Genomic DNA, 24,407 nt, shown 5'->3' with positions numbered 1-24,407 from the left:
TTGTCATGAATAGATGGCTGTTGTGTGGTAACTCTAGCCTCTCATGTCCCTCTACCCTTTTTCACAAATTCCCCGCGGCTATTGGCTTTCACCTACTTCTGTCAGGCAGTCAGGACACCAACACTCCTAAACAACCGCTATCGAATCATTCAGACTCTAGGAAGTGGTGGATTTGGCGATACCTTTCTCGCAGAAGATACCCAAATGCCATCGCAACGCCGCTGCGTGATTAAGCAGCTGAAACCGATAACAAATAACCCTCAAATTTACCAACTGGTGCAACAGCGGTTTCAACGAGAAGCGGCAATTTTAGAAGAACTTGGGGAAGAAAACCCGCAAATTCCGCGTTTATATGCCTATCTTGAATCAGATGAGCAATTTTATTTAGTTCAAGAATGGATTCAAGGCGAAACGCTCAGAGCCAAAGTGAAGCATTTGGGGGTAATGAGCGAAAGTGCTGTCAAAGAGATTCTGATAAGTCTATTGCCAGTTCTCGATTTTGTCCACAGCAAGCGCATGATTCACCGGGATATCAAGCCGGACAACATCATTTTGCGGCTGCGGGATGGTAAGCCAGTGCTGATTGATTTCGGTGCTGTGCGGGAAACTATGAGTACGGTGTTAAATTCTCACGGTAGTACCACTAGCTCAATTGTCATTGGTACGCCTGGATATATGCCACCTGAACAGGCTGCTGGTAGACCAGTATATTCCAGCGACTTGTACAGTTTAGGATTTACGGCGCTTTATTTGCTGACTGGCAATACACCCCAACAGTTGGAGACTGACCCCCAAACAGGAGATATTCTCTGGCGCAGCGATGCTGTGAGCGTGAGTTCCAGTTTAGCAGCTGTGTTGGACAAGGCGATTCAGTCCCATCCACGCGATCGCTTCCCTACTGCCAAAGCGATGCTGGATGCCTTGCAGTCTGGCACAATTTCCCAGGTATCAAATTTTTCACATGCTGATACCACAGTTATGCCGTCTGGTCAGTTATTCTCCAAACCGACAGAAACACTTCCCCAGCCAAATTCCGGCCGTAGCCGCTGGTTGACAGGTGTGCGGGATAAACCGGAAAAATTTTGGATAGGTAGTTTAATTTTTGGCTGTTTAATAGGGTTGTTTATCCTGCTTGGTTTCTTTCTGTCCAAACCTTCCCCACCTTTGGTAGAAGGATTTTTGGGTAAACAAACCAATAAATTTGACGATTTTCCCTGGCTTTCTCAGCGTCCCGTTACCGATGCCGATTTAAGAGGTAAAAATGCTTATGAGCTAGATATTATGAGAAATTCAATTTACGCACGTCACGGTCGTAAGTTTCTAAATAAAGACTTGCAAGATTACTTCAATCGTCAGCCTTGGTATCGTCCCAAGTATAATCCAGAAGAATTTCCCGATCGTTTACTTTCTCCCTTAGAGGAGCGAAATGTCATATATATTTTGGCATATCAAAAGCGCTATGGTTTGCGATGGTTTCCTTAATTACATAGAAAATATTGCCTAAAACTTAAGAATAATTATAGGTTGGTTTGAGCAACACCGAAACCTAACAAATGCTAGTCTACGAAGGTTTTTAGCTGTCCAACTAATGGCAAGCAAGATACCTGCCTCACAAGAAATATATGTTTGATGTTTGTGAATTGGGCGACAGGAAGCCCAACTTCTATGGTGCAGGAATTGATTTATAATTAAAAAATATCTTTTCGCTTCTGTAACCACCAAGTTATTATTAAGTAAACTAAAGCGTGCAGCAACAATATACCCCAATTTAAACCCAAATTATCCCACGTTGCAGCGTAAATTGGTGTTTTTTCAAACGGCATTGGAGCCAGCGTACCATTAGGTAAATAAATTGGGTCGGGAATCATAGCATTAATATTTACCAAAGAACCATAAGCGCCAACAGACCAAGGGCTTAACATTAGCCATGATAATTTGCTGGCGATGCCTTCCATCTTAAATAAGACACCGGAAAATATAATTTGAGGTAATAAAAGTAGAGGTAAAGCACTATTAGCTTGACTGCTGTTTTTTACAATAGCTGAGACAAGTAAACCCAAACTCATGCTAGTGAAAAGAGTAAGAAAAGTAGTAGTTGCAAGTCCGACAGCCCACGGAATTAACTCAGGACTGGGAGATTTAAAAAATATTAAAATTACCAGTGACATTAACAAACTTTGGAGCAAAGCAAGCCCCGAAAGTATCAATATTTTAGAACCGACATAGGGAATTAATCCTAAATTTACCAATCTTTCTCTCATATAAATAGCCGCTTCTTTCACAATTTCTTGTAAGGAACTGGAAAGCCCAACCCAAATAGCGGCACAGGTAAAGACAAATAATACTCGCAATGCTAAAGGTGCGAGACTTGGGTCGGATTCACTACCTAAAACGAGGGGATTTTTACCTTGAATTGCCAAAGGAATCAAGGCAATACCGATGGGAGCAGTTAAAAGGGATAATCCTAAATAAATGCGATCGCGTCTGACCAGCTTAAAATAGCGATCGCTTAATATAGCCAGCTGCTTAAAAGGAGAAATATTAACCTTCTTCGGCGTTTCATCGTTTTGTTGTAATACCTGAGTTCCACCACCGATGTAATTGCCGATATAATTTTGATAATCAGGAGATTTATGAAAATTTGCAGCAATTTGCTTGACAATCGCCTCTGTATCTGCGTCCGTTTCCTTCTCCAACTGAGTGTAAATATCGGCAAAATCGCCAGTTGTAATCCCAAAAAATTTCAGTGCGTCATTAGGAGAACCAAAGTAACAAAGCCGTCCGCCGCGACCGAGAAAGATAATGCGATCGCATATTTTAATATTCGCCGTTGCATGAGTAACTAAAATAATCGTGCGTCCCTCCAAAGCCAATTTCCGCAACAGCTGCATCATCTTCTTATCCAAACCGGGGTCAAGTCCAGATGTCGGTTCATCCAAGAAAAACAATTTCGGATCAGCTAAAAGTTCCACCCCAATACTGACTCGCTTCCGCTGACCACCACTGAGGTTTTTTATTAGCGCATCCCGCCAATGAGACATTTCAATATCTTTAAGCGTTTTTTCTACCACCTGTTCCACATCCGTATCTGGCGGTAATCGCAACGATGCTGCATAAGAAAGCACTTCCGCCACCGTTAAATCCCGGTGCAAAATATCATCTTGAGGCACATACCCAATTTGGGTGCGATAAATATTAAAGTCCTTTTGCAAATTGTCCCCATTCAGATAAACCGCGCCGCTAGCCGTCTCCTCAATCCCCAATAGCGCCTTCAGCAACGTAGATTTCCCAGTCCCACTTCCCCCCACCAAAGCCACAAATTGTCGCGGTTCAATTGCCAGAGAAATGTCATCCAGCCGCCCTTTTATTACCAGATTCTCAGCATCAAGGCGAATTTTATCGCCTTGGTCGAGTATCATCAAATCATCAGCGCGCAACACCAGGGTAAATGGCCCAATCCGAATCATGGCACCCGGTTGTAGCACTGCCGAACCTGTCACTTTTTGCCCATTTACAAACACACCATTTTGACTATGATCTTGCAAAATGTAGCGCCCCTGAGCATCAGCATCAATGGTGGCGTGGCGACGAGAAACTATCGGCGCATCCAATTGCAAAACGGCATTACCGGAGGGCTCGCGACCTAGTTCCACCGACTGATTTTTTAGGGAGATAGAACGCAGCAGGGGTTGCGTTGCTGTCTGAGAACTGGAAGGATTAAAATATCGCAACTGAATTAAGTTTTGGGGATTCTGTCCAATATGAATTTCAGTGGCGTTTTCCAGGCGATGTCCTTCAGTTGGCGTTATCCGCGTGTGATTGAAAAATAGCCCATTGGTACTGCGCTTGTAACCATCCCCGTCATGGATGCGGTAGTCATCCCCTTCCTTGCGTAACACAGCGTGACAACCAGAGATTACTCCCCAGTCATCAGGAAGCACCAAATCGGCTCGTTCTGGGTCGCGGCCCAAAAAATGTTGATTTTCTTCCAGTTCAAAGCGTTTGATCTGCCCTTTATTATTTAGAACGATGAAGGGACTTGTGCTGACAATGGTTGGCTTGCCGGGTTTGCGGATCATTTCAAGTAGTTGTTAGTTGTTATTCTTTACTTGTTAGGCTTAAGATATTTATCCATGATATCTGCATTTTAAAGCTGCCACCATAGTTGAAATGTCAGAGTTTTTTCGCTTATGAAAATTGAAGAAGTATTATCCGCTAGAAGCATTATTTACTCAGTCCCAGAGATTAAGAATGCTATTCCTGTCTGTGTCGGAACCAGCGCACCATTACAGACTCTGTTCGACAACCGCGAAGAAGATAGTTAGATAAACTTATGGCGTTCCCCTAGATGAAAAATTGGATATATCAAATCTTTATACGCCCGAATAATTTTTTTTCATACTTTAGCTAAATCTTCCTTATATTAGAAATTGGGTAAAATAAAAAAATGCTAACGTTTTCTAATACTCGCACTGATAAATTATTAACGATCTCAATCATATAATCAAATTTTAAAACAAGGTATAGCAATTCTCCTCCATTTATGAAACTATCTTTCTGCTCTCCCTCTGCGCCTCTGCGGTTCATCAATATTCCTACAAATCGGATTGCCGTATGAGCAAGCCTCCAAAACCATGCAATGTTTTGGGAATTAATTTACTCAAAAATTGCTTCAAAATCCAAAATTGTAAAGGGTGTAGATAGTGCGTCCAAAACCGCGACTAGGATGGGATGAGATTGACGAAGAGATTGCCGAACTGGAGGCAGAACTTGACCATACTTATCAAGTAATTGAAAATTTACGGTTGCAGAATGTACAGCTAAAAAAACAAATTGATTACTTAAAAAAGCGCGAAAAGCAACAACAGGAGAAGCTTAAAAGAAAGCGAGTTCCGCCGCCAAGTTCGCCCAACCGAAAGCCTAAACCAAGACAAGCTTCAGGTAAAACTCCTAAGAGGCGCGTATCTAAACGCCGCGTTAAACTTTCTTGTCTGCAATTTATCCTACTAGCGATCGCAGTTGCTACAATCTTCACAACTCTAGGATTATTTGTCACTCGCCTAATAATTCAGCGTCCGACAAGGCCATCTGTCGAACCATCCCCAACTGTACCGCAAACACTATATATACCTCCTTCCCCACCGATATTTTCAGACTTACCTCAAGCAGCCTCACAACCAGTTCCCTCACGTTTACCAGGACGAGAAAATTCCGAAGTTGTCTATAACCTTACGTCCCCACCGAACTTTCAGCAAAGCGCCCGATTGCAAGCAATTGTTGATGAAATTGTGAGGCTTGTTGCTGTTAGAAATTTTCCCAAGAAACCTTTATCTATTACCTTAATAGATGTAAAACGTCAAGAGATTGCTGGATATAAACAAAATCAATTGCGATATCCTGCCAGCGTAATTAAAATGTTTTGGATGACGCTTGCTTATGCTCAAATAGAAAACAGTATTTGGGAAAATGAGTCCGATTTTAATATATATATTTCTAAAATGATTCATGATTCTGATAACCAAGCGGCTAGTTTCATTCTAGACAGTATAACCAACACCGAATCTGGTTCAAAACAATCAGAGGCAGAATTTCAAGCTTGGCTAAATAAACGCCAACAAGTTAACAGATTTTTTCAAGCGGCAGGCTATGAAAATATTAACATCAACCAAAAGACTTATCCTGTTTATTACCTAAAACTTCCAGAACCGAAAGGTATCGATTTGCAGATGCGAGGCGACCCGCAAAATCCTATCCGCAATCAAATAACAACAGACCACGCCGCCAGACTTATTTACGAAATTTGTGTGACTGGAGAGGCTGTTTCACGAGCAGCAAGTGAAAAAATGTGCGGATGGCTAATACGAGATTTGCGTCCGGAAGTTTGGAAAAAACAGTGGCAAGCTCCTGGTGATTTTAACCCTATACGAGGTTTTTTTGGCGAGTCTTTAACTAAGGCTGATGTAAAGTTCGCTTCCAAAGCTGGCTGGACTTCCAATTCACGGCAAGAGGTAGCTTTTGTGGCAACGAAAGATGGCGAAACAGCTTATGTTCTGGCTGTTTTTGGTAACGATGACGCTTATGCTAATGATGGGAAAATTTTTCCTAGAATTTCTCGTTTAGTTTTTAAACGAATGAGAGCTACTAATTAACCATAATGATTTAATCGCGATCGCGTCTTTGAAACTCATAGCCCGTCAGCCTGTCGCGATCGCATACCCACCGTTATAAAACTTTACTTTTCCATACCTACGATAAGTTCCTTGCCTCACCGATTGTCTTCACATAGCTGTATGCTCATCTCATAGGTTCAAAAACCCTCATCAGGACAAATACTAGAACTTCATACAATCTTCACGCAATTATTTCTGTGTTAATACCTATAAAAACGGGTTTAGCTAAGGAAACAAGCTTATTTTATCAGTATATTTACTTTGCTTGTATAAAAATAATTGCCTTTTTTTGATGAAGATTCCGTATAACTACTAGAAATTTATAGGTACGCTATGTAATTATTTGATAAATAGACTTGTGTTTATAAAAATTATGTACAACTCTCAAGAAGCCTCATCCCTAAGTAAGAGTTTTAACACAGAGAGTGAATTTATTTTCCCAAACCAGCTCAAAGTTAGCCGCCGAACCCGCCGCTTAGTATTTTCTGGCTTCCTGCTGTTGACGGTTGTAGGTTCTATTCTGGGAATATTGTTAGGAGCGGGGCTGAGTATAGGCATGGCTATACTCGCTTTTATTGTCTTGTGGGCAATATTGATTAGTGTTAGCTCAAGTTGATTGTAGGTTGGGCCCGTGCAAATAGGGAACCCCAATCATCTTTAGTATTTGTTGGGTTTTTACCTCAAACGCCACGCACCCCCGTGCAGGAGTGGCTCCCATTCTTTACAAATACGACTCTTATTCCGCATTCAAAAATTCTAAATACCCATTGCTGAGTTCCTTCACAGCTAATTCATAAAACTGCTTGCCGTGTTCGGGTGTCGCCAAAGCGGGATTAGAACCCATGCGCCCATCAGGATAACGCACTCGAAAGTCAGCAGCACCATAAATTTTGTATCCAGAACCAACTTCCGCTGCAAGAGGTGCTTGCTTAATCGCCTCTGGATAGACATATTGAGTTACAGCAACTTCACTAGGCGTAGCGTGAGAGCCTTCTTGGTCGCCGTATAATTCTTTTGCCAGTTTGTAGACCGATCCGCACATGAACCAGTTACCTACTTGACACTTTACTAAGTGGGCATTGGGAAGATTTAAGTCGGCTAAATGAGCATAAGTCTCAGCGAAAGCAGCCTTCAGCGTCGCAATATTGCCACCATGACCATTAATAAAGAAAAACTTGGTAAAACCAGCTTTAGCTAAACAAGTAATATATTCTTGAATCACCTGAATCATTGTGCTGGGGCGCAAGCTAATCGTACCGGGAAAAGCTGTGTGGTGCAAAGCCATACCAACATTGATGGTAGGGCCAACAATTGCGCTGATAGATTCTCCGACACCACGAGCGATCGCTTCGGCACAAATCGCATCCGTCCCAATCAACCCAGTAGGCCCGTGTTGCTCTGTCGAACCAATCGGTAAAATAATTCCGGTAGAGCTGACTAAATAAGCTTCTACTTCAGTCCAGGTACTTAAGTGCAGCAGCATATAGGGTAAGGAGTGCTTTCTCTCTCGTCAGGATCGCCAGATGCCTCAATTAAAATAGCGCATCGACTCTATCCTAGCTAGGTTGTGGAATTGTATACCAGAAGATAAATCCTTAGGGCAGCGATTTTATTGTATGAATGAGGATGGAAATATACTCTCTAGTTTCCCTATTATGCTTTCTCTAGACCTACCGAAGAGTGCTTCTAGTCCAGAACTAGGGCGAACCAGTAAAGTTCTGGTTGTTGAAGATGAGGATCTCATCCGAGAAATGTTAGTTTTGGCTCTAGAAGAAGAAGGCTACGAGGTAGTCACAGCCGCCGACGGACGTAACGCTTTAAACTTTCTTCAGAGTGAATACCCGGCTAGTATAGACTTCCCGTTTGATTTGGTGATTCTCGATTTAATGCTCCCGCAAGTCAATGGGCTGGATTTATGCCGTTTGTTGCGTTATCAAGGCAACCCAGTACCGATTCTGATTCTCAGTGCCAAAGCTAGCGAAACTGACCGCGTTTTAGGCTTAGAAGTAGGAGCCGATGACTACCTAACCAAGCCCTTCAGTATGCGCGAATTGGTAGCGCGGTGTCGTGCCTTGTTGCGCCGCCAACGCCTGGGCAATTTGCCCCAAGCCCCAGTGCTGCAATTTAAGGATGTTACACTTTATCCTCAAGAGTGCCGCGTAGTTGTTCGGGGAGAGGAGGTTAACCTTTCGCCAAAGGAGTTTCGACTGCTGGACTTATTCATGAGTTATCCTCGCCGAGTTTGGTCGCGTGAGCATTTGATCGATCAGGTGTGGGGCCCCGATTTTGTTGGCGATAGTAAAACAGTTGATGTTCATATTCGCTGGTTGCGAGAAAAATTAGAACGCGACCCCAGCCACCCAGAATACATCATTACAATACGCGGCTTTGGCTATCGCTTTGGCTGAAAAAGTGTTGAGTTTTGAGTTTTGAGTTTTGAATAGAAACTAGGCATTAGCTGATCGTAATTGTCATGATTCAGAGATTTCTGTAATATCTGATACCTAACCGAAATGTATAAGGGAGGGTTAATCGGAATTTAAGCTTTACGATAAAGCTAATTGCTTTAATTCAAAATTCAAAACTCATAATTCAAAACTTTTTTTATGACCCTTCTGGCATTTATCCTGGGGCTAGCTTTAGGAATATCGTTTTGGCTCTGGCGGCAAAAGAAGCTCTACCGACAGTTGGAGCAAATTCTGCGGTTGCTGCCCTCAGGAGCAGAGGGGGTGTCCTTACCGCTACTGTCTCTACTGCGGCGAGGAATTTCCCTCTCTAACCAGCATTGTCTTGAGCTAGAAACCCAACTGAAAATCGATCAACAAATTCTGCAAGTTGCCCCTTTGGGATATCTTCAGGTTGATGAAGAAAACCGGCTGATTTGGTGTAACGAGCAAGCACGGCTGTTGTTACAGCTTCACCGATGGGAACCAGGACAGGTGCGCTTGCTGCTGGAGTTGGTACGTTCCTATGAACTCGACCATCTGATTGAGCAAACTCGTCATCAGCAAAAACCTGGCGAGCAAGAGTGGGTTTTTCATCCAGATTGCGCGGATGCGGCGATCATAGCTGAAATGCGTAGTCTCACCTTACGAGCATCCAGTTGGCCTTTACCAAACGGGCAAGTGGGAGTATTTCTGGAAAATCGGCAACCGCTGGTAGAACTTTCCCAAGCACGCGATCGCTGGGTAAGCGATCTCGCCCACGAACTCAGAACCCCCCTCACCTCCATTCGTTTAGTAATCGAAACCTTACAGAAACGCTTGCAGCAAGACAAAGAGCGTCAGTGGGTTGACCGCCTCCTACCAGAAGTTAATCGATTGATTAACCTAGTACAAGATTGGCTAGAACTGAGTCAGCTAGAGCAAGACCCCAGCAAACATCTTTCTCTCAAATCAGTAGAACTGCATAACTTAATTTATTCTGCCTGGGAAACCCTAGAGCCATTAGCGCGACAAAAGCAACTGACTTTGAAATATATTGGCCCCGATACCCTCTACCTAAAAGCCGACTCTTCCCGCCTCACCCAAGTTTTTCTCAACTTACTCGACAACAGCATTAAATACAGCCCCGACGAAGGCACCATCCACATTGAAGTAAATCTCCTTCCTACAGAGGATGCCCCCAACTCAGTGCAAATTCATATAATTGACTCTGGCACCGGGTTCCCAGAGTCCGATTTGCCCCATATTTTTGAGCGACTTTATCAAGGAGATCCCTCTAGGCGGCGACACCACGAGTTGTCTGGAACTTCGGAAGATTTGCCAGTGCGGGTAAGGACTGGCAGCGGTTTAGGTTTAGCGATCGTGCGTCAAATCATCTTGGCTCATGGCGGTTTGGTCAAAGCCAGAAATCATCCAGAAACAGGCGGCGCATGGCTACACATAGAATTGCCTTTGTCTTAATCCCGGATTGCCATTCCAAGTTAGCCACTTCCACTCAGGAAATAAGCCTTAAATTCCTAGCACCATCAAATTAATTTTCTATTAAATGTACTTTTTGATACTTGTACTTAAAATTTACATCTATCTTTAGATAGTATTTATTAAAGTCTACACGCATACAGCCAAATTAAAAAATTTCAGCCATTGTAATGTAGAGATAACTGTCCTTTTTCCCTCACTAGCAGCTGTGGTAAATCTTTCCTCTAAACACGGCAATTCAGAACGTATCCAATTCGAGCGAAAAACCAGGAGCTTAGCAAGAGATGTTTTGCGGATGGGAGCCTTGGTAGAAAACTCCTTCCGTCTGGCGCACCAAGCCTTATTTTCTCGCAACCTGGAGGCTGCAAGGGAAATTCCCTTGCTAGATAAAGAAATTGACCGCTTTTATCGCCAAATCGAACTAGACTGTTCTACTCTTATGACTCTGGAATCCCCAGTAGCACAGGATTTGCGCCAGCTAAGTGCCTATATGCAACTGGTGCGCGATTTGGAACGAATTGGTGATTATGCCAAAGATTTAGGAGAGATTGCCATTAAACTCTTTCCTTATCCGCCTCATTCTTGTCTACCTGAGATTGAAGCTATGGCTCATCATGCCCAAGCCATGTTAGCGTCGAGTTTGGTGGCACTGGCAGATTTGGATGCCGCCGCTGGGAAAGCTATCAAGCAGCAGGACGATGCCGTAGATACCGCCTACGAAACCGTTTATCAGACCTTAGCCTTTCAGCGGGATATTAAAGGAGTGATTGAACCAATTCTGCTAATGGTGCTGGTGATTCGTCACCTAGAACGGATGGCAGATCATGCCACCAATATTGGGCAACGAGTCGCATATATTGTTACTGGTACTCGCTCTTGAAGTTGTTTGCCTGAGGTGCGTTGGTTTGCAGCCGGACGCGGAGCTTCCTCTTGTTCATTCCCAGTCCGCAGCCTGGGAATGAGAATGAGTAATGGCTTAACCTGAAGATTACCAAATGCTAACTTACTACTAAACTTGCCCATATAAAATGTGGTGTCAATGTTGAAGACGCATCATATTAGTCCTAAGATAGTTGCCGTAACCCACACATTCAGTTAATGAAGCTCAGGCGCAGAGATTTCTTGCTTTTCTTGGGAGGGAGTGTCGGTGTCGTCACCTTGGGGTCTCTCAAATCTTGTGGAAAAAATTTCCCGTTTTTAGCAGAATTTAACCAAGGAGTAAAGAAACTAGGTTTCAAACCAGTTAAGGGAACAATGCCCTTGGCAACTAATAACCTGGAATTAACCAAGCAAATCGCAGATTACACGACGTATGAAGTGGTAGATGACTTGGTGTTGCCGGAAGGCTTTACTTATGATGTTGTTGCTGCTTGGGGCGACAAAGTAGGGGATTCTCGCTTTGGCTATAATAACGACTATTTATCTTTCGTCGAGACTGGCAAAGATGAAGGGTATCTCACTGTCAATTTTGAGTACATTAGTGCGATTCCCTGGTTGGAAACTTATCAGCAGGTAATTGGTAAGCCTCTACCTTTGTCCCAGGTGCAGGCGGCGCTTCAAGAAGCTGGGAAGGATGGAATTAATGCTTATGCTTTGCCAGATAATAACCCGACAAAGGCACAAATTAGAGAAATTGTCAAGGAAGCTCTGATAGACCAGGGAATGGGTGTAATTTCCATTCGCAAAGATGCTAACGGGAAATGGGTGCGGACAAATTCTCCATCTGACCGACGGATTAGTGGGATTTCTGGTTTAGAAGATGGTCGGTATCTGAAAGTCACCGGGCCTGCGGCGGCTGTGTTTCGCAAAAAGCAGGGGATGGGCTATGTAGATGGATTAGGCGATCGCATAATTGGCACCTTTGGCAACTGTGCTGGCGGAACAACGCCTTGGGGTACAGTGCTGAGTGGGGAAGAAAATTTTCAGGTGCAGGTGCCGGAACCAGTGTATGCCGATGGTACAGCTTTCGCGCCAAAAGAGCGCACCGTGACTATTGACGACGAGGAAGTGTCTGGTCAGGGTAATGTATTTGGATTAGCTGGGAACAAATATGGCTGGATTGTGGAAGTAGATCCAGCAAATCCCAAAGATTACGGTACGAAACACACTTGGTTAGGACGCTATCGCCATGAAGCTGTGGGAGTGCGAGTTGAGACCCTTAAACCACTGGCATTTTATTCAGGATGCGATCGCCGTGGCGGACATATCTACAAATTCGTCAGCAAAGACGTTGTTAACAATCCCCAAGACAAAGCCAATTCCCAGCTACTAAAACAGGGAATGCTTTACGCCGCTAAATTTAACCCAGACGGTTCAGGGCGTTGGATTCCCCTTTCCCCAAACACCCCAATCGATCCAGATTTGCCTAGCAATGTCGCTGGGGAGATAATTCCCTTACCCCAAAGAAAAGGAGGGGGAGACAAGGGAGAAAAAGCGTTATCCTCTAAGTCCCCAGCCCCCAGCCCCTCTGGTGGCTACTTCAAAGCTGATAAAGATGAACTCAGCACCAGTTTCAAACAGCTGTTCAAGACGCTAAATGACCTTTACACTGGCAACCCAGAAGAGAAACAAGGGGCAATTCTAATTGATGCCCATTATGCCGCCAATGCTGTTGGGGCAACCTGTACCGCCCGCCCAGAAGACACAGAAATTGCGCCGGATGGTTCGCTTTACATCTCCTTTACCTCCGGTTCCCCCGGCGGCGACGGCGGGCCAGACAAGCGCATCTTCAAGGGGCCAAAGGGAGAAATACCTTATGAGTATGGCTGGGTTATGCACCTAATTGAAGATGGCAATGAACCAGGGGCGAAAAGCTTCCGCTGGCAGATGTTAGCCACAGGAGGCGAACCTGCTCTTGGAGGAATGGGTTTTTCCAATCCAGACAACCTCTTAATTGCCCCAGATGGTAATGTTTGGATGGTTACAGATATGTCCACCTCCAAACACAACAAAGCCGTTACCAGCCGCGTCGATGCTGAGGGTAAGCCGCTTGAAGAAACTAGCTTACAAGGGATATTTGGCAACAACTCCATTTGGTTTATTCCCACCACTGGAGAGAATGCAGGTAAGGCGTACTTGTTCGGGATGGGGCCAATGGAGTGCGAAACGACTGGGCCATTTTTTACCCGCGACCAGCAGACATTGTTTCTCGCGGTGCAACACCCAGGCGAAGCCAATGGCATTCGCAAAAACCAGGCTACAGAAACTCGTCAATTTGCCATGAAAACTTTAGATGGTCAAGATTTCATCCAAAATCGGGCAGTGCCAATAGGCTCTAACTGGCCTGGGAAAAATGCCAATGACCCGCCCAAGCCTGCGGTGGTTGCCGTTCGTCGCTCGGATTCTCAACCGATTACCTAAGTATGAGCCGACTTAATAATTACCAGGAGTAACCGTAAAATGGGGGATAGGGAGGAGGTAAACAGTGTAATCCTGAAAACAGACGTGTAACAAGTTTGGTGGTAAGGTAAAATTTTGTGAAACGTTCTCAGAAGTGTTCCATTAAATCCGGAACGTTCTCGGTGAGTCCAGTTAGGTGTGAGGAAGAACTAATGTTTAATTTTGTCTGGAATGCTCTAAAACTGGGGCCAGCCTTATTGGGTGCATCTTTATTAATTGCAACTAGCACCCTCGCCGCCCAGAAACCTGCCGCCGAAAACGCGATCGCTCCAATGGCACCAGGTGCCGAGAGTGAAGCAGCTGATACACAAGAAACGATTGTTCAGTCGAGCGAAGCGGCTCAGGAACAGTTAAAGGAAATCGCGATCGCGCCCGCCCAAGAAACTCAGCAGCCCCAAATTGAGCAACTAGCTGCCCAACCAAATATCAACATTGCTCCGGTAGCTGAGACACCAGTAGCCGAAAACGCAAGTCCGGCGCCAGTTGTGGCAGAAAGCACAACCGTGGCACAAACACCCGTAAATAGCGCTCCAGCAGCTCAAAACACAGAAGTTTTAGAACAAATCAACCGCTACAGCGGTGAAACTGGTTCCTCTGATTCGATGGATCAAGTAACCAACATTTCCCAGCTGCGGGACGTGCAACCGACTGACTGGGCTTATGAAGCACTGCGAAGCTTAGTTGAACGTTACGGTTGTATTGCAGGTTATCCCGATGGCACCTATCGTGGCAATCGCGCTCTTTCGCGGTTTGAATTTGCCGCCGGATTAAACGCTTGTTTGCTGCAAATTGAAAAATTGATTGCCGCTTCCACCGCAGATTTCGTCACCAAAGAAGATTTGGCAACACTTCAGCGGTTGATTGATGAATTTGGGGCAGAACTGGCAACCCTGCGGACGCGGGTAGACAACCTGGAAGCTCGCACCAAATTCCTAGAAGAAAATCAGTTTTCTACCACTACCAAACTGGCTGGTGAAGTTATCTTCGCAATTGCTGATGCCTTTGGCGAAGACAGAGCTGTGGCTTCTGGTCAGCCTAATTCAAATCAGGACATAGAAGCAAATACCATTTTAGCCAACCGGGTACGTCTGAACTTTGACACCAGCTTCACTGGACGCGATCGCCTGAGAACTCGCTTGGAAGCTGCCAACATCCCCTCGTTTGGTTCGGCTCTAACTGGCACCAACATGACCCGCTTGGGATTTGAGGGAACAGGTCCGGTCAACACTGATAACGACGTTGCCGTTGACGAACTTTACTATCGCTTCCCCGTCGGTCAAAGACTAACTGTTCAACTTGATGCCGTCAGGGGTGAGTTCAACGACACGGTTATCCCCACTGTCAACCCCTACTTTGAAAGCAGCGGCAGTGGCTCCATCTCCCGCTTCGGTCGTTTTAACCCCATCTATCGGTCTGGGAACCCAACTGGCGCAGGTGGCGGCGGTGGCGCATCCTTCAACTACAGCATTAGCAAAGCCTTGTCCTTGTCTGGAGGTTACTTTGCTCGACGTTCCAACGACCCAGGCGAAGGTCGCGGTCTATTTGACGGTACATATGCTGCTCTGGGTCAGTTGACCTTTCAGCCTAGTAATGCCTTCTCCTTAGGTCTAACTTATGTCCACGGCTACTATTCTGGCAGTAATAACGATGTAAGCGTCTCAGCAGGTACAGGCAGTAGCTTTGCTAATACGCCTTTCGGTAGTGGAGTTGCTACTACATCCAATTCCTACGGTTTGGAAGCTAACCTGCGCCTCAGTCCTCGCTTCTCCCTTGGCGGTTGGGTAGGTTATACGAACGCTGTTGCTGAAACCAGTCCCGCAGGTCCGGCAACGCGAGGATCTAATGCAGACATTTTTAACGCTGCTGTGAACGTGGCTTTCCCAGACTTGGGTAAACGAGGCAACCTGCTGGGTTTTGTCTTCGGTATACCACCTAAAGTTACCGAGAACGAGGTGACTGGTCGTGAAGATAACGATACCTCCTACCATCTAGAAGGTTTCTATCGCTTGCGGGTGACTCCTAATATCGCTATCACCCCTGGTCTGATCGTGATTCTAAACCCAGAACACAACGATAACAACGATTCCATCTACGTAGGAACGATTCGGACAACCTTCACGTTCTAAAAAAAGAAAAAAGGCAAAAAAAGAATTCTTCGTTTTTGCCTTTTTTCTTTTAGATGATTGCCTCTCATTGATTGGTATCAACTTTTCTCGTTTCTAGTTTCGGCTGGGAAAGAGAAATCAGAGATTTGCTGAGATTAGGAAGTTTGGAGTAAGCTCACAAACTTCTCAATCCGCTTGGCTAAAGCCTTCTAATCATCCCCACCCTCATTGCTTAACCTTGATATTACCAATAATTTACCTTTGCATAACCTTGCACAACTAGCATGGGATCGAAGATGGGAGCATCAAGAGTTTTGTAAATACATAGCTCTTGTGGGGTGTGGGATCGGCTTTCATCCGCTACTGGTGCGTCGGTGGTACACCAGAGGTTATCACCGCCTTTTTTAGATGCACTCGAAAAATTTTGGCAATCATTCAGCGTCAGCTTTTACCAAACCTCAAAGATTAGTATGTTTTCTTCAATGCGTTCAACACGAAAGGCTTTTGTATTTTCTGCGATCGCCCTCTCCATGAGTTTGAGTGGTTGTCCTTCAAACAGCCCAACAGCTTCCCCGCCAGCAGCAACTAATGGTAGCCCTGCTCCTGTCGCCAACGCTGGGGGCGGCGGTGGCAACGCCAGCCTCACTGGTGCTGGTGCTAGTTTCCCCGCTCCTTTATATCAGCGGTGGTTTTCTGAGTACAACAAGCAAAATCCCAACGTCCAAGTCAGCTATCAATCCGTTGGCAGTGGCGCTGGGGTAGAACAGTTTACCCAGGGAACCGTGGACTTTGGAGCCAGCGATACAGGCATGAAGCAAGAGGAAATCGCTAAGGTTGCCAAAGGTGCTGTACTGTTACCTATGACAGCTGGAAGCATTGTCTTAGCATACAATCTTCCGGATGTCAAAGGGCTGAAGCTACCACGCGCAGTTTACACCGATATTTTCTTGGGCAAAATTAAGACTTGGAATGACCCCAGAATTGCCCAAGCCAATCCTGGATTAACATTACCAGACAGACCAATTACGGTTATACATCGCTCTGATGGTAGTGGTACCACCGCCGTCTTCACAAACCACCTGAGTGCAATTAGTCCAGATTGGAAAGGCGGCCCCGGCGCAGGTAAAACTGTCAACTGGCCTGTGGGAGTTGGTGCTAAAGGTAACGAAGGTGTCACCGCCCAGCTGCTACAAAGCGAAGGCGCAATCGGGTACGTTGAGTACGGCTATGCCAAGCAGCAAAATATACCTGTAGCAGCTTTGGAAAATAAAGCAGGCAAGTTTATTGATCCCAGTGGCGAAGCTGCTGCCAACACTCTAGCCGCAGCAACTCTACCAGCAGACTTGCAGGTTTCCATCACCGATCCAGAAGGGGACAATTCTTACCCAATTGTTACCTATACCTGGATCATGGCTTACAAAACCTATGAAGACCCCCAAAAGGCACAAGCCTTAAAGAACGTTCTTAATTGGAGCTTAACAGAGGGGCAAAAATACAGTGAGGAACTAGGATACGTGCCTCTTCCCGCGCCAGTCGTCCAGAAGGTTCAAGCAGCGGTTAATAGCATTCAACCGTAAAAAGGCTCTCATTAGCTCCCCGCAACCCAAGGTAAATTGGGGGCTAATTTCCAAGTAAGACAGGGGAGTTGGGGCGATCAAGTCTTAACCGAAAAGTATTGATATGCCGCTACTGCCCTTAAAAGGTAGAAGGTAAAAATGAGGAATTCTTCAATTTTACCTTCTGCCTTTTTCCTTCTAAATGCCCACCCTACTTAAGTTGGGATTAGCTATAGACAAACAACCGGGCATTAAGATAAACTAGGAGGCTGTGAGTTTTTTACAAAACCAATGAATGCTCAGGAAATAATCCGCTCAATTGAAGCGGAGCAACTGAAAAAGGAGCTGCCCATAATCTATGTGGGAGACACTGTTAAGGTTGGGGTAATTATCCAAGAAGGCGGCAAAGAACGGACGCAGCCATACGAAGGTGTTGTTATCGCTAAAGGTGGTAGCAGCATAAACTCCACAATTACCGTGCGGAGAGTATTCCAAGGGGTAGGCGTTGAGCGAGTGTTTTTGCTTCATTCTCCCAGAATAGAAAACATCAAAATTATTCGCCGTGGTAAGGTGCGTCGTGCTAAACTATATTACCTACGCGATCGCATTGGTAAAGCCACAAGGGTTAAGCAACGGTTTGATCGCAACTCGTAGTTGAAATTGGAAAGGTTATTTCCGATTGATACCACAAGAGGTTAAACTGGAAACTAGAGAAGTTTAGGCGATCGCTCTGGCTTCCACCTGTGCGCTCTTAGTTCAGTTGGTAGAACGCAGGTCTCCAAAACCTGATGTCGGGGGTTCAAGTCCTCCAGGGCGCGCTCTCAGCACAAATCAGGACTGAGGACTGAGTAAAAAAGTGAAAAACTCAAGACCTTAGTTACAAAGCTCTGCCCGAAGGGATCTTTAGGGTTGGATAGCCAGCCTCAAAGATATAAACTTTCGGGTAGACTTATGTTGTGTGGGTAGTCATTCTCGTTGTCAAGTTGAAACATTGAAAGGTTATAACAACATTTCAACCGTTAAAACGTTCAAACGCCAAGGGACAACCTACATCTGAATTCACGGGAGAGATAGTGTGGCAAAGAAAAACGAACCAGAAAGCACAGAGAAAAATACTGGGTTTAACGTATCGAACTTTGTTCAGGAAACAAAAGAAGAACTGAACAAAGTTGTCTGGCCCAGTCGGCAGCAGTTGATCAGCGAATCTGCGGCTGTGCTGCTAATGGTGACTCTTTCGGCGACTATGATTTATCTTTTCGACGGTTTGTTTGCATGGGCAGCAAAGCAGGTGTTCGGATGAGTTATTCAGCTGACGACGATACACAAGATTTCGAGCAACGAGAAGAAAGCTCCAATGCGCCTGTAAAGTCTAGATGGTATGCTGTTCAGGTTGCCTCTGGATGTGAAAAGCGCGTCAAGACAAACCTGGAGCAGCGCATTCAAACCCTTGATGTCGCAGAGCGAATTTTACAGGTAGAGATACCTCAAACCCCTACGGTAAAAACGCTCAAAGATGGTAGTCGCAAAACTTCGGAAGAAAAAGTTTTTCCAGGTTATGTGCTAGTCCGGATGCGGCTAGTTTCCGGACAAGATGGTGAACTGGAGATGGACGACGAAGCTTGGCAGGTCGTCAAAAATACTCCAAACGTAATCAACTTTGTCGGGGCAGAACAAAAACGCCGCTACGGAAGAGGACGCGGACACGTAAAACCGTTGCCGTTGAGTTTCTCGGAAGTGGAACGGATCTTTAAACAAACCACCGAACAGGCACCAGTAGTCAAAACTTATCTGGCTAATGGAGATAAAATTATCGTCCTTTCTGGCGCGTTTAAAGATTTTGAAGGCGAGGTAATTGAAGTCAGCCCAGAACGGAGCAAGCTGAAGGCGTTACTATCGATTTTTGGACGCAATACGCCAGTAGAATTGGAGTTTAATCAGGTTCAGAAACAAGGCTAAACAGTCAAGATGGCAAAGAAAGTTGTTGCGGTCATAAAACTAGCTCTAAATGCTGGAAAAGCTAACCCCGCCCCTCCGGTGGGACCTGCTCTAGGTCAGCACGGTGTAAACATCATGGCGTTTTGCAAAGAGTACAACGCCAAAACATCTGACCAAGCGGGAATGGTGATTCCAGCAGAAATTTCAGTTTATGAAGACCGCAGTTTTACGTTTATTCTCAAGACACCACCAGCATCAGTTTTGATTCGCAAAGCAGCTGGCATTGAGCGCGGCTCTAACGAACCAAATCGGAAAAAAGTGGGGTCAATTACACGGGGGCAACTGCAAGAAATTGCCCAAACCAAACTACCTGACATCAATGCCAACGACATTGATGCGGCAATGAAAATTGTCGAAGGAACGGCTCGAAATATGGGCGTGACAATTTCGGATTAGTCACTGAACGTTAAAACGTTGTCAAGTTGAAAGGTTGTAAGGTTGTAAAAACTTGACAATTTAAAAACGTTAAAACGCCGAAGGACAACCGACAAACAACACTTTATCGGGGGAGAGGCGACACCTCGTTAGTGACCCCAGGAGAGAAATATGGCAAAGAAACTATCCCGCAGACTTCAAGAACTGCAAAAGAAAGTTGAAGATCGAGTCTACCAACCGATAGATGCTCTAAACCTGTTAAAAGAGACAGCAACAGCAAAATTTTCCGAATCAGCTGAGGCACATATCCGGTTAGGAATTGACCCCAAGTATACCGACCAACAACTACGAACCACGGTGGCTCTGCCTAAAGGAACTGGACAGACAATTCGAGTCGCTGTAATCGCTCGTGGGGAGAAAGTCCAAGAAGCAAGCGCTAACGGTGCAGATATCGCCGGGTCTGAAGAGCTGATCGATGAAATCCAAAAAGGTATGATGGATTTCGATCTGTTGCTAGCAACGCCGGATATGATGCCGCAGGTAGCAAAACTGGGACGTATGCTAGGCCCACGTGGTTTGATGCCTAACCCCAAAGGGGGGACGGTGACATTTGATTTGGCGGGTGCGATCGCAGAGTTTAAAGCTGGTAAGCTAGAATTCAGAGCAGACCGCACTGGCATCGTTCACGTTATGTTTGGCAAAGCTGCCTTCCCAACCGACGACTTGCTGGTGAATCTGAAAGCATTGCAGGAAACGATTGACCGCAACCGTCCAAGCGGAGCTAAAGGTCGCTACTGGCGCACGATGTACGTATCGGCGACAATGGGGCCATCAATTCAACTTGACATCAACGCTCTGCGCGATTTTAAGTTCGGTGATGCTGCCTAAAATTTAGATTTCGTAGGCTGGGCTTCTTCCCAGCCTACGAAAGGAAGGATACAAGGAGAAAGATTTCAAGATTTAAGCCCAATAAACTGAATAAGTACGCGCCGGAGACAGCAGGAGCGATCATATGCTTAATTTCCTGCTTAGGTTTGCGCCTTTATCGCATCAAGTATCAATCTTCTAGCCGCAAGTAGCATGGCAGAAGTGATATTAAGGATGCGATCGCTCCTACCCCGGCTTTACCACTGGGGTTTTTTATTGGGCTTTTGAAAGTTTGGCATTCTGCACTTAGTAAGGAGGTGAAACATAGATGGGTAGATCGCCAGAAAATAAGCGCGAGATTGTCGCCGATCTCAAAGAAACTTTGGATCAGTCCAATTTGGCACTTGTGATTAACTACCAAGGGCTAACCGTTGCTGATATTACTGACTTGCGGCGGCGACTGCGCCCAAGTGGCTCAGTGTGCAAGGTGGCGAAAAACACCTTCATGCGAATTGCCGTGGATGGTAACGACGCCTGGCAACCAATGACGGAATTGCTCACTGGGTCTTCCGCCTTCCTGCTAGTAAAAGACGACTTGAGCGGCGCTATCAAAGCTTATCAAGACTTCCAAAAAGCCACCAAGAAGACAGAACTTCGTGGCGGTGTCATGGAAGGTCGCTCTCTTAGTGAAGCTGATGTCAAGGCACTTGGTGACTTGCCCTCGAAGGAACAACTCATGGCGCAAATTGCTGGGGCGCTCAATTCCTTGGCAGCCAAGATTGCCATCGGTATCAACGAGGTTCCTGCGTCGCTTGCAAGAGGGTTACAGGCGGTGTCCGATCAACAAGAAGGTGGCAACGTCGAAGGCGATGCTGCTGAAAGCGATGCTGCTACTTAAATCTAAGGGTGGCTAAAGTCGCGGCTAAACAAATGAAGTCTGCACAGGCGGACTTCAGAAGAATCAATTTTACTGGAGATTATTCATGTCTGCTACAACCGATCAAATTCTCGACCAACTCAAATCACTGAGTCTACTGGAAGCTGCTGAACTCGTTAAGCAGATTGAAGAAGCCTTTGGCGTGAGTGCTGCTGCACCCGCTGGCGGCATGATGATGATGGCTGCTCCTGGTGCTGGTGGTGGTGCTGCTGCGGAACCAGTGGAAGAGCAAACTGCATTTGACGTGATTCTGGATGATGTTCCAGCTGATAAGAAGATTGCCATCCTCAAGGTGGTGCGGACTATCACTGGTCTGGGTCTGAAGGAAGCTAAGGATTTAGTGGAATCCACTCCTAAGCCAGTTAAGGAAGGCGCTGCCAAGGAAGAAGCTGCTGATATCAAGAAGCAGCTGGAAGAAGCTGGCGCGAAGGCTACTGTTAAGTAAGATTTGCGTTCCACCCCATAAGCGCCGACGACTAAAGGATACTGTTGACGACTTCCGGATAAGATTTCTCTCCTAATAGGGGAGGTTCCGGTTTCCGCAACCCTTGTAAGGATTGCGGGACTAAGGTTAGGTTCTTGCGCCAACAGCATCCTGAAGTCAAGGGCGAACAAAAGAAGTCTTGCGTTGTGCGAGATTAATGACTCTCAAAGCCTGCAAAAGCAGGCTTTGTTTGTGTCACCCCAAATAGCTGTAGTTTACGCAGATTTGGGGCTTTGAGCTTCTAAATGACCCTATTGCTCTGTATTTAACTATTGATCGAATATTTCATCATAATCTTGATATTGGTACTTTCTCCGGCAACAATTAACAGCGCTTCTCTATATTTGGCGGGTGCTGTGCCGACAAAGGGGTTATTAGAAAATCCAAATCCTTCTGCGGGAATACCTAAACTGTCTCGGTTTAGTTTTTTGTCTCCGTTCTGGTCGTGGTATACCGAGACAGCATAGCTGCCATATTTCAAGCCTCCTAACGTTACGGTAAGAGGACGTTTTGTTATTGGAAAACACTGTTTTTTAACAGCTTTTTCCGAATCGCTGGGGAATCCTCTGCTACCAGAAAAAATATTCAGACAAACTTCGCCTTGTTGATTCCGTAGTCCTTCGATTTCAATATTAATCTTGCCTGTGTTCTGCGCGATCGCGTTCTGAGTCAGGGCGATGCAGCTTAAAACGGAAACTACAACGCCGCAAATCTTTATTTGATTTTTCATAACACTCCTCTAGTCATTAGTTAATCGCTAATTGAATCATGGCTTTTGAAGAATTAGCCATAATTCAACTACCACCTATCAATCTTCATCTTCTTCCAGCATTTCTTCATCAGCATGATGTTGAGGCGGAATTGCGGCAATGATAGCATCTATCACTTTTGCCACCGGAATAATTTCTAAACCGAGTTCTGGGAACTTTTGCCCTTTGGGAACAATGGCTTTTTTAAAGCCCAATTTAGCTGCTTCTTTCAGCCGCAGCTCCATCTGGGAAACTGATCGAACTTGTCCGCCTAAGCCGACTTCGCCGATTAAAACGGTGCTGGGATCGACAATGCGATCGCGAAAAGAAGCAACCACAGCGATCGCCATTCCTAAATCTACCGCAGGTTCTTCTACATTCAGCCCTCCGGCAGATGCAACATAAGCATCTAACTTAGATAAAGGTATGCCGACTCTTTTTTCCAAGACTGCCAAAATTTGCAGCAGTCGGTTATAGTCAACGCCAGTCGTAGAGCGTCGGGGAGAACTGTAGCTAGTGGGACTCACTAAGGCTTGTAATTCTACCACAATCGGGCGAGTTCCTTCGCAGGCGACTACCAAGGCTGTACCGGGAACCACTTCGTCGCGGTTGCCTAAAAATAGCTCCGAGGGGTTAGAAACTTCTCGCAGTCCCCGGTCGATCATTTCAAAAACGCCGATTTCGTGAGTTGCACCAAAGCGGTTTTTTACTGAACGCAGAAGTCGATGAGAAGCAAAGCGATCGCCTTCAAAATACAGTACCGTGTCTACCAAGTGTTCCAAAACTTTCGGGCCTGCGATCGCACCCTCCTTCGTTACGTGTCCCACAATCAACAGCGTGATATTCTCGCCTTTTGCCACCTTCATCAGCGCCGCAGTACATTCTCGCACCTGAGCCACTGAACCAGCCGCAGAAGTCAGAGACGGTAAGTAAATCGTCTGAACGCTATCAATCACCGCCACATTCGGTCTTAGAGCTTCCAACTCCCTAATAATCTCTTCTAAATCTGTTTCCGCCAGCACATATAAGTCCGCAGCCGCACCAGCGATGGATTTCACAGGAGCCTCTACAGATACAGCAGGCTCCACCTCGACAGATGCGCCGCCATTTTCTTCCTCATCCGGATTGGTGTTTGCGACACCCAAGCGAGAAGCCCGCAGCTTCACCTGTTGTCCCGACTCTTCCCCACAGACATAGAGAATGCGATACCTCTGCGCCAGCTGATTCGCCGTTTGCAGTAGCAGCGTTGATTTACCAATCCCAGGATCGCCACCAATCAACACCAAAGATCCGGGAACAATTCCCCCGCCCAGTACCCGATCTAATTCGTCATAGCCAGAACTCCATCGCTCCTGATGGTTGTCGGTAATTTGCGCGAATGTCAGAGATGCTCTGGCCTGGGGGATTTTGGCGGCTGATTTGCCGTTGCGCTGCGAACTCTGCAAACCCCGACTAGGATGGGAAGCAGACTGTGGCAAGAACTGTTCTTCTAGAGAGTTGTAGGTGCCGCAGGAGGGACACCTGCCAAACCATTGTGAAGCTTCTGCCCCACATTCGTTGCAGACATAGTTGGTTTTAGGCTTTGCCATTTTTAGGAACTATAGGCTACAGCTAGGAGCCAGGGAATAAAGTTGGTAGAGACCCAAATTTTGCCTCTGCCCAAAGTCTAACGTCCAAACTCAAATATTTATTGTTAAAGAATCTTAATATTACGTAATATTAAGAAAGTATGAAAAGCTGTAACAGTGCGAATTTCAGCCGTTACAAACTGACTAAATTGAATGATATCTTAATGTAATAGCACTCAAATTTACGATTAGAAATCGGACTTAAGGAAGGAGCGTTCA

General features: G+C 45.7%; 20 protein-coding genes, 1 tRNA gene and 1 other annotated feature. Of the genes, 17 read left to right on the top strand and 4 right to left on the bottom strand.

Features of this window, described 5'->3' with window-relative positions; all coding sequences use genetic code 11:
- The first annotated feature begins 81 nt into the window (after window positions 1–81).
- Window positions 82–1,482, top strand: a complete 1,401-nt coding sequence (locus NDI42_RS11250; RefSeq protein ID WP_190459174.1) for a protein kinase domain-containing protein — start codon at window positions 82–84, stop codon at window positions 1,480–1,482.
- A gap of 206 nt (window positions 1,483–1,688) precedes the next feature.
- Here NDI42_RS11250 and NDI42_RS11245 read toward each other — a convergent pair whose 3' ends face one another.
- Complete coding sequence (locus NDI42_RS11245; RefSeq protein WP_190459165.1) at window positions 1,689–4,079, bottom strand: ATP-binding cassette domain-containing protein; 2,391 nt, start codon at window positions 4,077–4,079, stop codon at window positions 1,689–1,691.
- A gap of 624 nt (window positions 4,080–4,703) precedes the next feature.
- On the opposite strand from NDI42_RS11245, the gene NDI42_RS11240 reads away from it, so the two are divergent.
- Together NDI42_RS11240 and NDI42_RS11235 are read left to right on the top strand one after the other, a co-directional pair.
- Entirely contained in the window at window positions 4,704–6,149 is a 1,446-nt protein-coding gene (locus tag NDI42_RS11240) for a serine hydrolase (RefSeq protein ID WP_190459163.1), read from the top strand.
- 394 nt (window positions 6,150–6,543) lie between these two features.
- On the top strand, window positions 6,544–6,786 hold the full coding sequence (locus NDI42_RS11235; protein ID WP_206755960.1) for a hypothetical protein: 243 nt from the start codon (window positions 6,544–6,546) through the stop codon (window positions 6,784–6,786).
- A gap of 120 nt (window positions 6,787–6,906) precedes the next feature.
- On the opposite strand, the gene NDI42_RS11230 is transcribed toward NDI42_RS11235, so the two are convergent.
- Window positions 6,907–7,653, bottom strand: coding sequence for a creatininase family protein (locus tag NDI42_RS11230; protein WP_190422969.1), 747 nt, complete (start codon window positions 7,651–7,653; stop codon window positions 6,907–6,909).
- 172 nt (window positions 7,654–7,825) lie between these two features.
- Here NDI42_RS11230 and NDI42_RS11225 point away from each other — a divergent pair, with 172 nt between their 5' ends.
- The 14 genes from NDI42_RS11225 (at window position 7,826) to rplL (ending at window position 21,772) form a co-directional block, all read left to right on the top strand.
- Window positions 7,826–8,578, top strand: a complete 753-nt coding sequence (locus NDI42_RS11225; RefSeq protein WP_190444507.1) for a winged helix-turn-helix domain-containing protein — start codon at window positions 7,826–7,828, stop codon at window positions 8,576–8,578.
- Between the two features lie 198 nt (window positions 8,579–8,776).
- Window positions 8,777–10,075 (top strand): sensor histidine kinase, encoded by a 1,299-nt coding sequence (locus NDI42_RS11220; protein WP_190459161.1) that lies wholly within the window; start codon window positions 8,777–8,779, stop codon window positions 10,073–10,075.
- Window positions 10,076–10,340: 265 nt separating this feature from the next.
- On the top strand, window positions 10,341–10,973 hold the full coding sequence (gene phoU / locus NDI42_RS11215) for a phosphate signaling complex protein PhoU (protein WP_431191431.1): 633 nt from the start codon (window positions 10,341–10,343) through the stop codon (window positions 10,971–10,973).
- Between the two features lie 218 nt (window positions 10,974–11,191).
- Window positions 11,192–13,453 (top strand): PhoX family protein, encoded by a 2,262-nt coding sequence (locus NDI42_RS11210; protein WP_190459158.1) that lies wholly within the window; start codon window positions 11,192–11,194, stop codon window positions 13,451–13,453.
- A 191-nt stretch (window positions 13,454–13,644) separates the two neighbouring features.
- Window positions 13,645–15,618: an iron uptake porin gene (locus NDI42_RS11205; protein WP_190459156.1), complete on the top strand. Its 1,974-nt coding sequence runs from the start codon at window positions 13,645–13,647 to the stop codon at window positions 15,616–15,618.
- A 461-nt stretch (window positions 15,619–16,079) separates the two neighbouring features.
- Window positions 16,080–17,174: a phosphate ABC transporter substrate-binding protein PstS gene (gene pstS / locus NDI42_RS11200; RefSeq protein WP_242017822.1), complete on the top strand. Its 1,095-nt coding sequence runs from the start codon at window positions 16,080–16,082 to the stop codon at window positions 17,172–17,174.
- A gap of 270 nt (window positions 17,175–17,444) precedes the next feature.
- Window positions 17,445–17,807, top strand: a complete 363-nt coding sequence (rplS, locus tag NDI42_RS11195) for a 50S ribosomal protein L19 (protein WP_190459153.1) — start codon at window positions 17,445–17,447, stop codon at window positions 17,805–17,807.
- Window positions 17,808–17,898: 91 nt separating this feature from the next.
- Window positions 17,899–17,971: transfer RNA gene (locus NDI42_RS11190), tRNA-Trp, on the top strand.
- A gap of 257 nt (window positions 17,972–18,228) precedes the next feature.
- Window positions 18,229–18,453 carry a preprotein translocase subunit SecE gene (gene secE, locus NDI42_RS11185; RefSeq protein ID WP_190422944.1) on the top strand — a complete coding sequence of 75 codons (225 nt, stop codon included), beginning with the start codon at window positions 18,229–18,231 and terminating at the stop codon, window positions 18,451–18,453.
- On the top strand, window positions 18,450–19,109 hold the full coding sequence (nusG, locus tag NDI42_RS11180; RefSeq protein WP_190459150.1) for a transcription termination/antitermination protein NusG: 660 nt from the start codon (window positions 18,450–18,452) through the stop codon (window positions 19,107–19,109). Before secE ends, nusG begins: the two co-directional genes overlap by 4 nt.
- A gap of 9 nt (window positions 19,110–19,118) precedes the next feature.
- Window positions 19,119–19,544, top strand: coding sequence for a 50S ribosomal protein L11 (gene rplK / locus NDI42_RS11175; RefSeq protein WP_190422940.1), 426 nt, complete (start codon window positions 19,119–19,121; stop codon window positions 19,542–19,544).
- A gap of 150 nt (window positions 19,545–19,694) precedes the next feature.
- A complete protein-coding gene (rplA, locus tag NDI42_RS11170; protein WP_190459148.1) occupies window positions 19,695–20,411 on the top strand; it encodes a 50S ribosomal protein L1 in 717 nt (238 codons plus the stop codon).
- An 83-nt stretch (window positions 20,412–20,494) separates the two neighbouring features.
- Window positions 20,495–20,674: a sequence feature (ribosomal protein L10 leader region), on the top strand.
- Window positions 20,675–20,718: 44 nt separating this feature from the next.
- Complete coding sequence (gene rplJ / locus NDI42_RS11165) at window positions 20,719–21,288, top strand: 50S ribosomal protein L10 (RefSeq protein WP_190459145.1); 570 nt, start codon at window positions 20,719–20,721, stop codon at window positions 21,286–21,288.
- Between the two features lie 85 nt (window positions 21,289–21,373).
- Complete coding sequence (rplL, locus tag NDI42_RS11160) at window positions 21,374–21,772, top strand: 50S ribosomal protein L7/L12 (RefSeq protein ID WP_190444497.1); 399 nt, start codon at window positions 21,374–21,376, stop codon at window positions 21,770–21,772.
- A 304-nt stretch (window positions 21,773–22,076) separates the two neighbouring features.
- Here the strand turns inward: rplL and NDI42_RS11155 are convergent, their stop codons facing one another.
- Both NDI42_RS11155 and radA read right to left on the bottom strand, forming a co-directional pair.
- Entirely contained in the window at window positions 22,077–22,541 is a 465-nt protein-coding gene (locus NDI42_RS11155) for a DUF2141 domain-containing protein (RefSeq protein ID WP_190459144.1), read from the bottom strand.
- Between the two features lie 78 nt (window positions 22,542–22,619).
- A complete protein-coding gene (gene radA / locus NDI42_RS11150; RefSeq protein WP_190459142.1) occupies window positions 22,620–24,149 on the bottom strand; it encodes a DNA repair protein RadA in 1,530 nt (509 codons plus the stop codon).
- Window positions 24,150–24,407: the final 258 nt, after the last annotated feature.

The organism is Funiculus sociatus GB2-C1 (assembly GCF_039962115.1).
Lineage (GTDB): Bacteria > Cyanobacteriota > Cyanobacteriia > Cyanobacteriales > FACHB-T130 > Funiculus > Funiculus sociatus.
The sequence above is the reverse complement of the archived record's forward strand: the minus strand, read 5'-3'. Positions and strand labels throughout refer to the sequence as shown.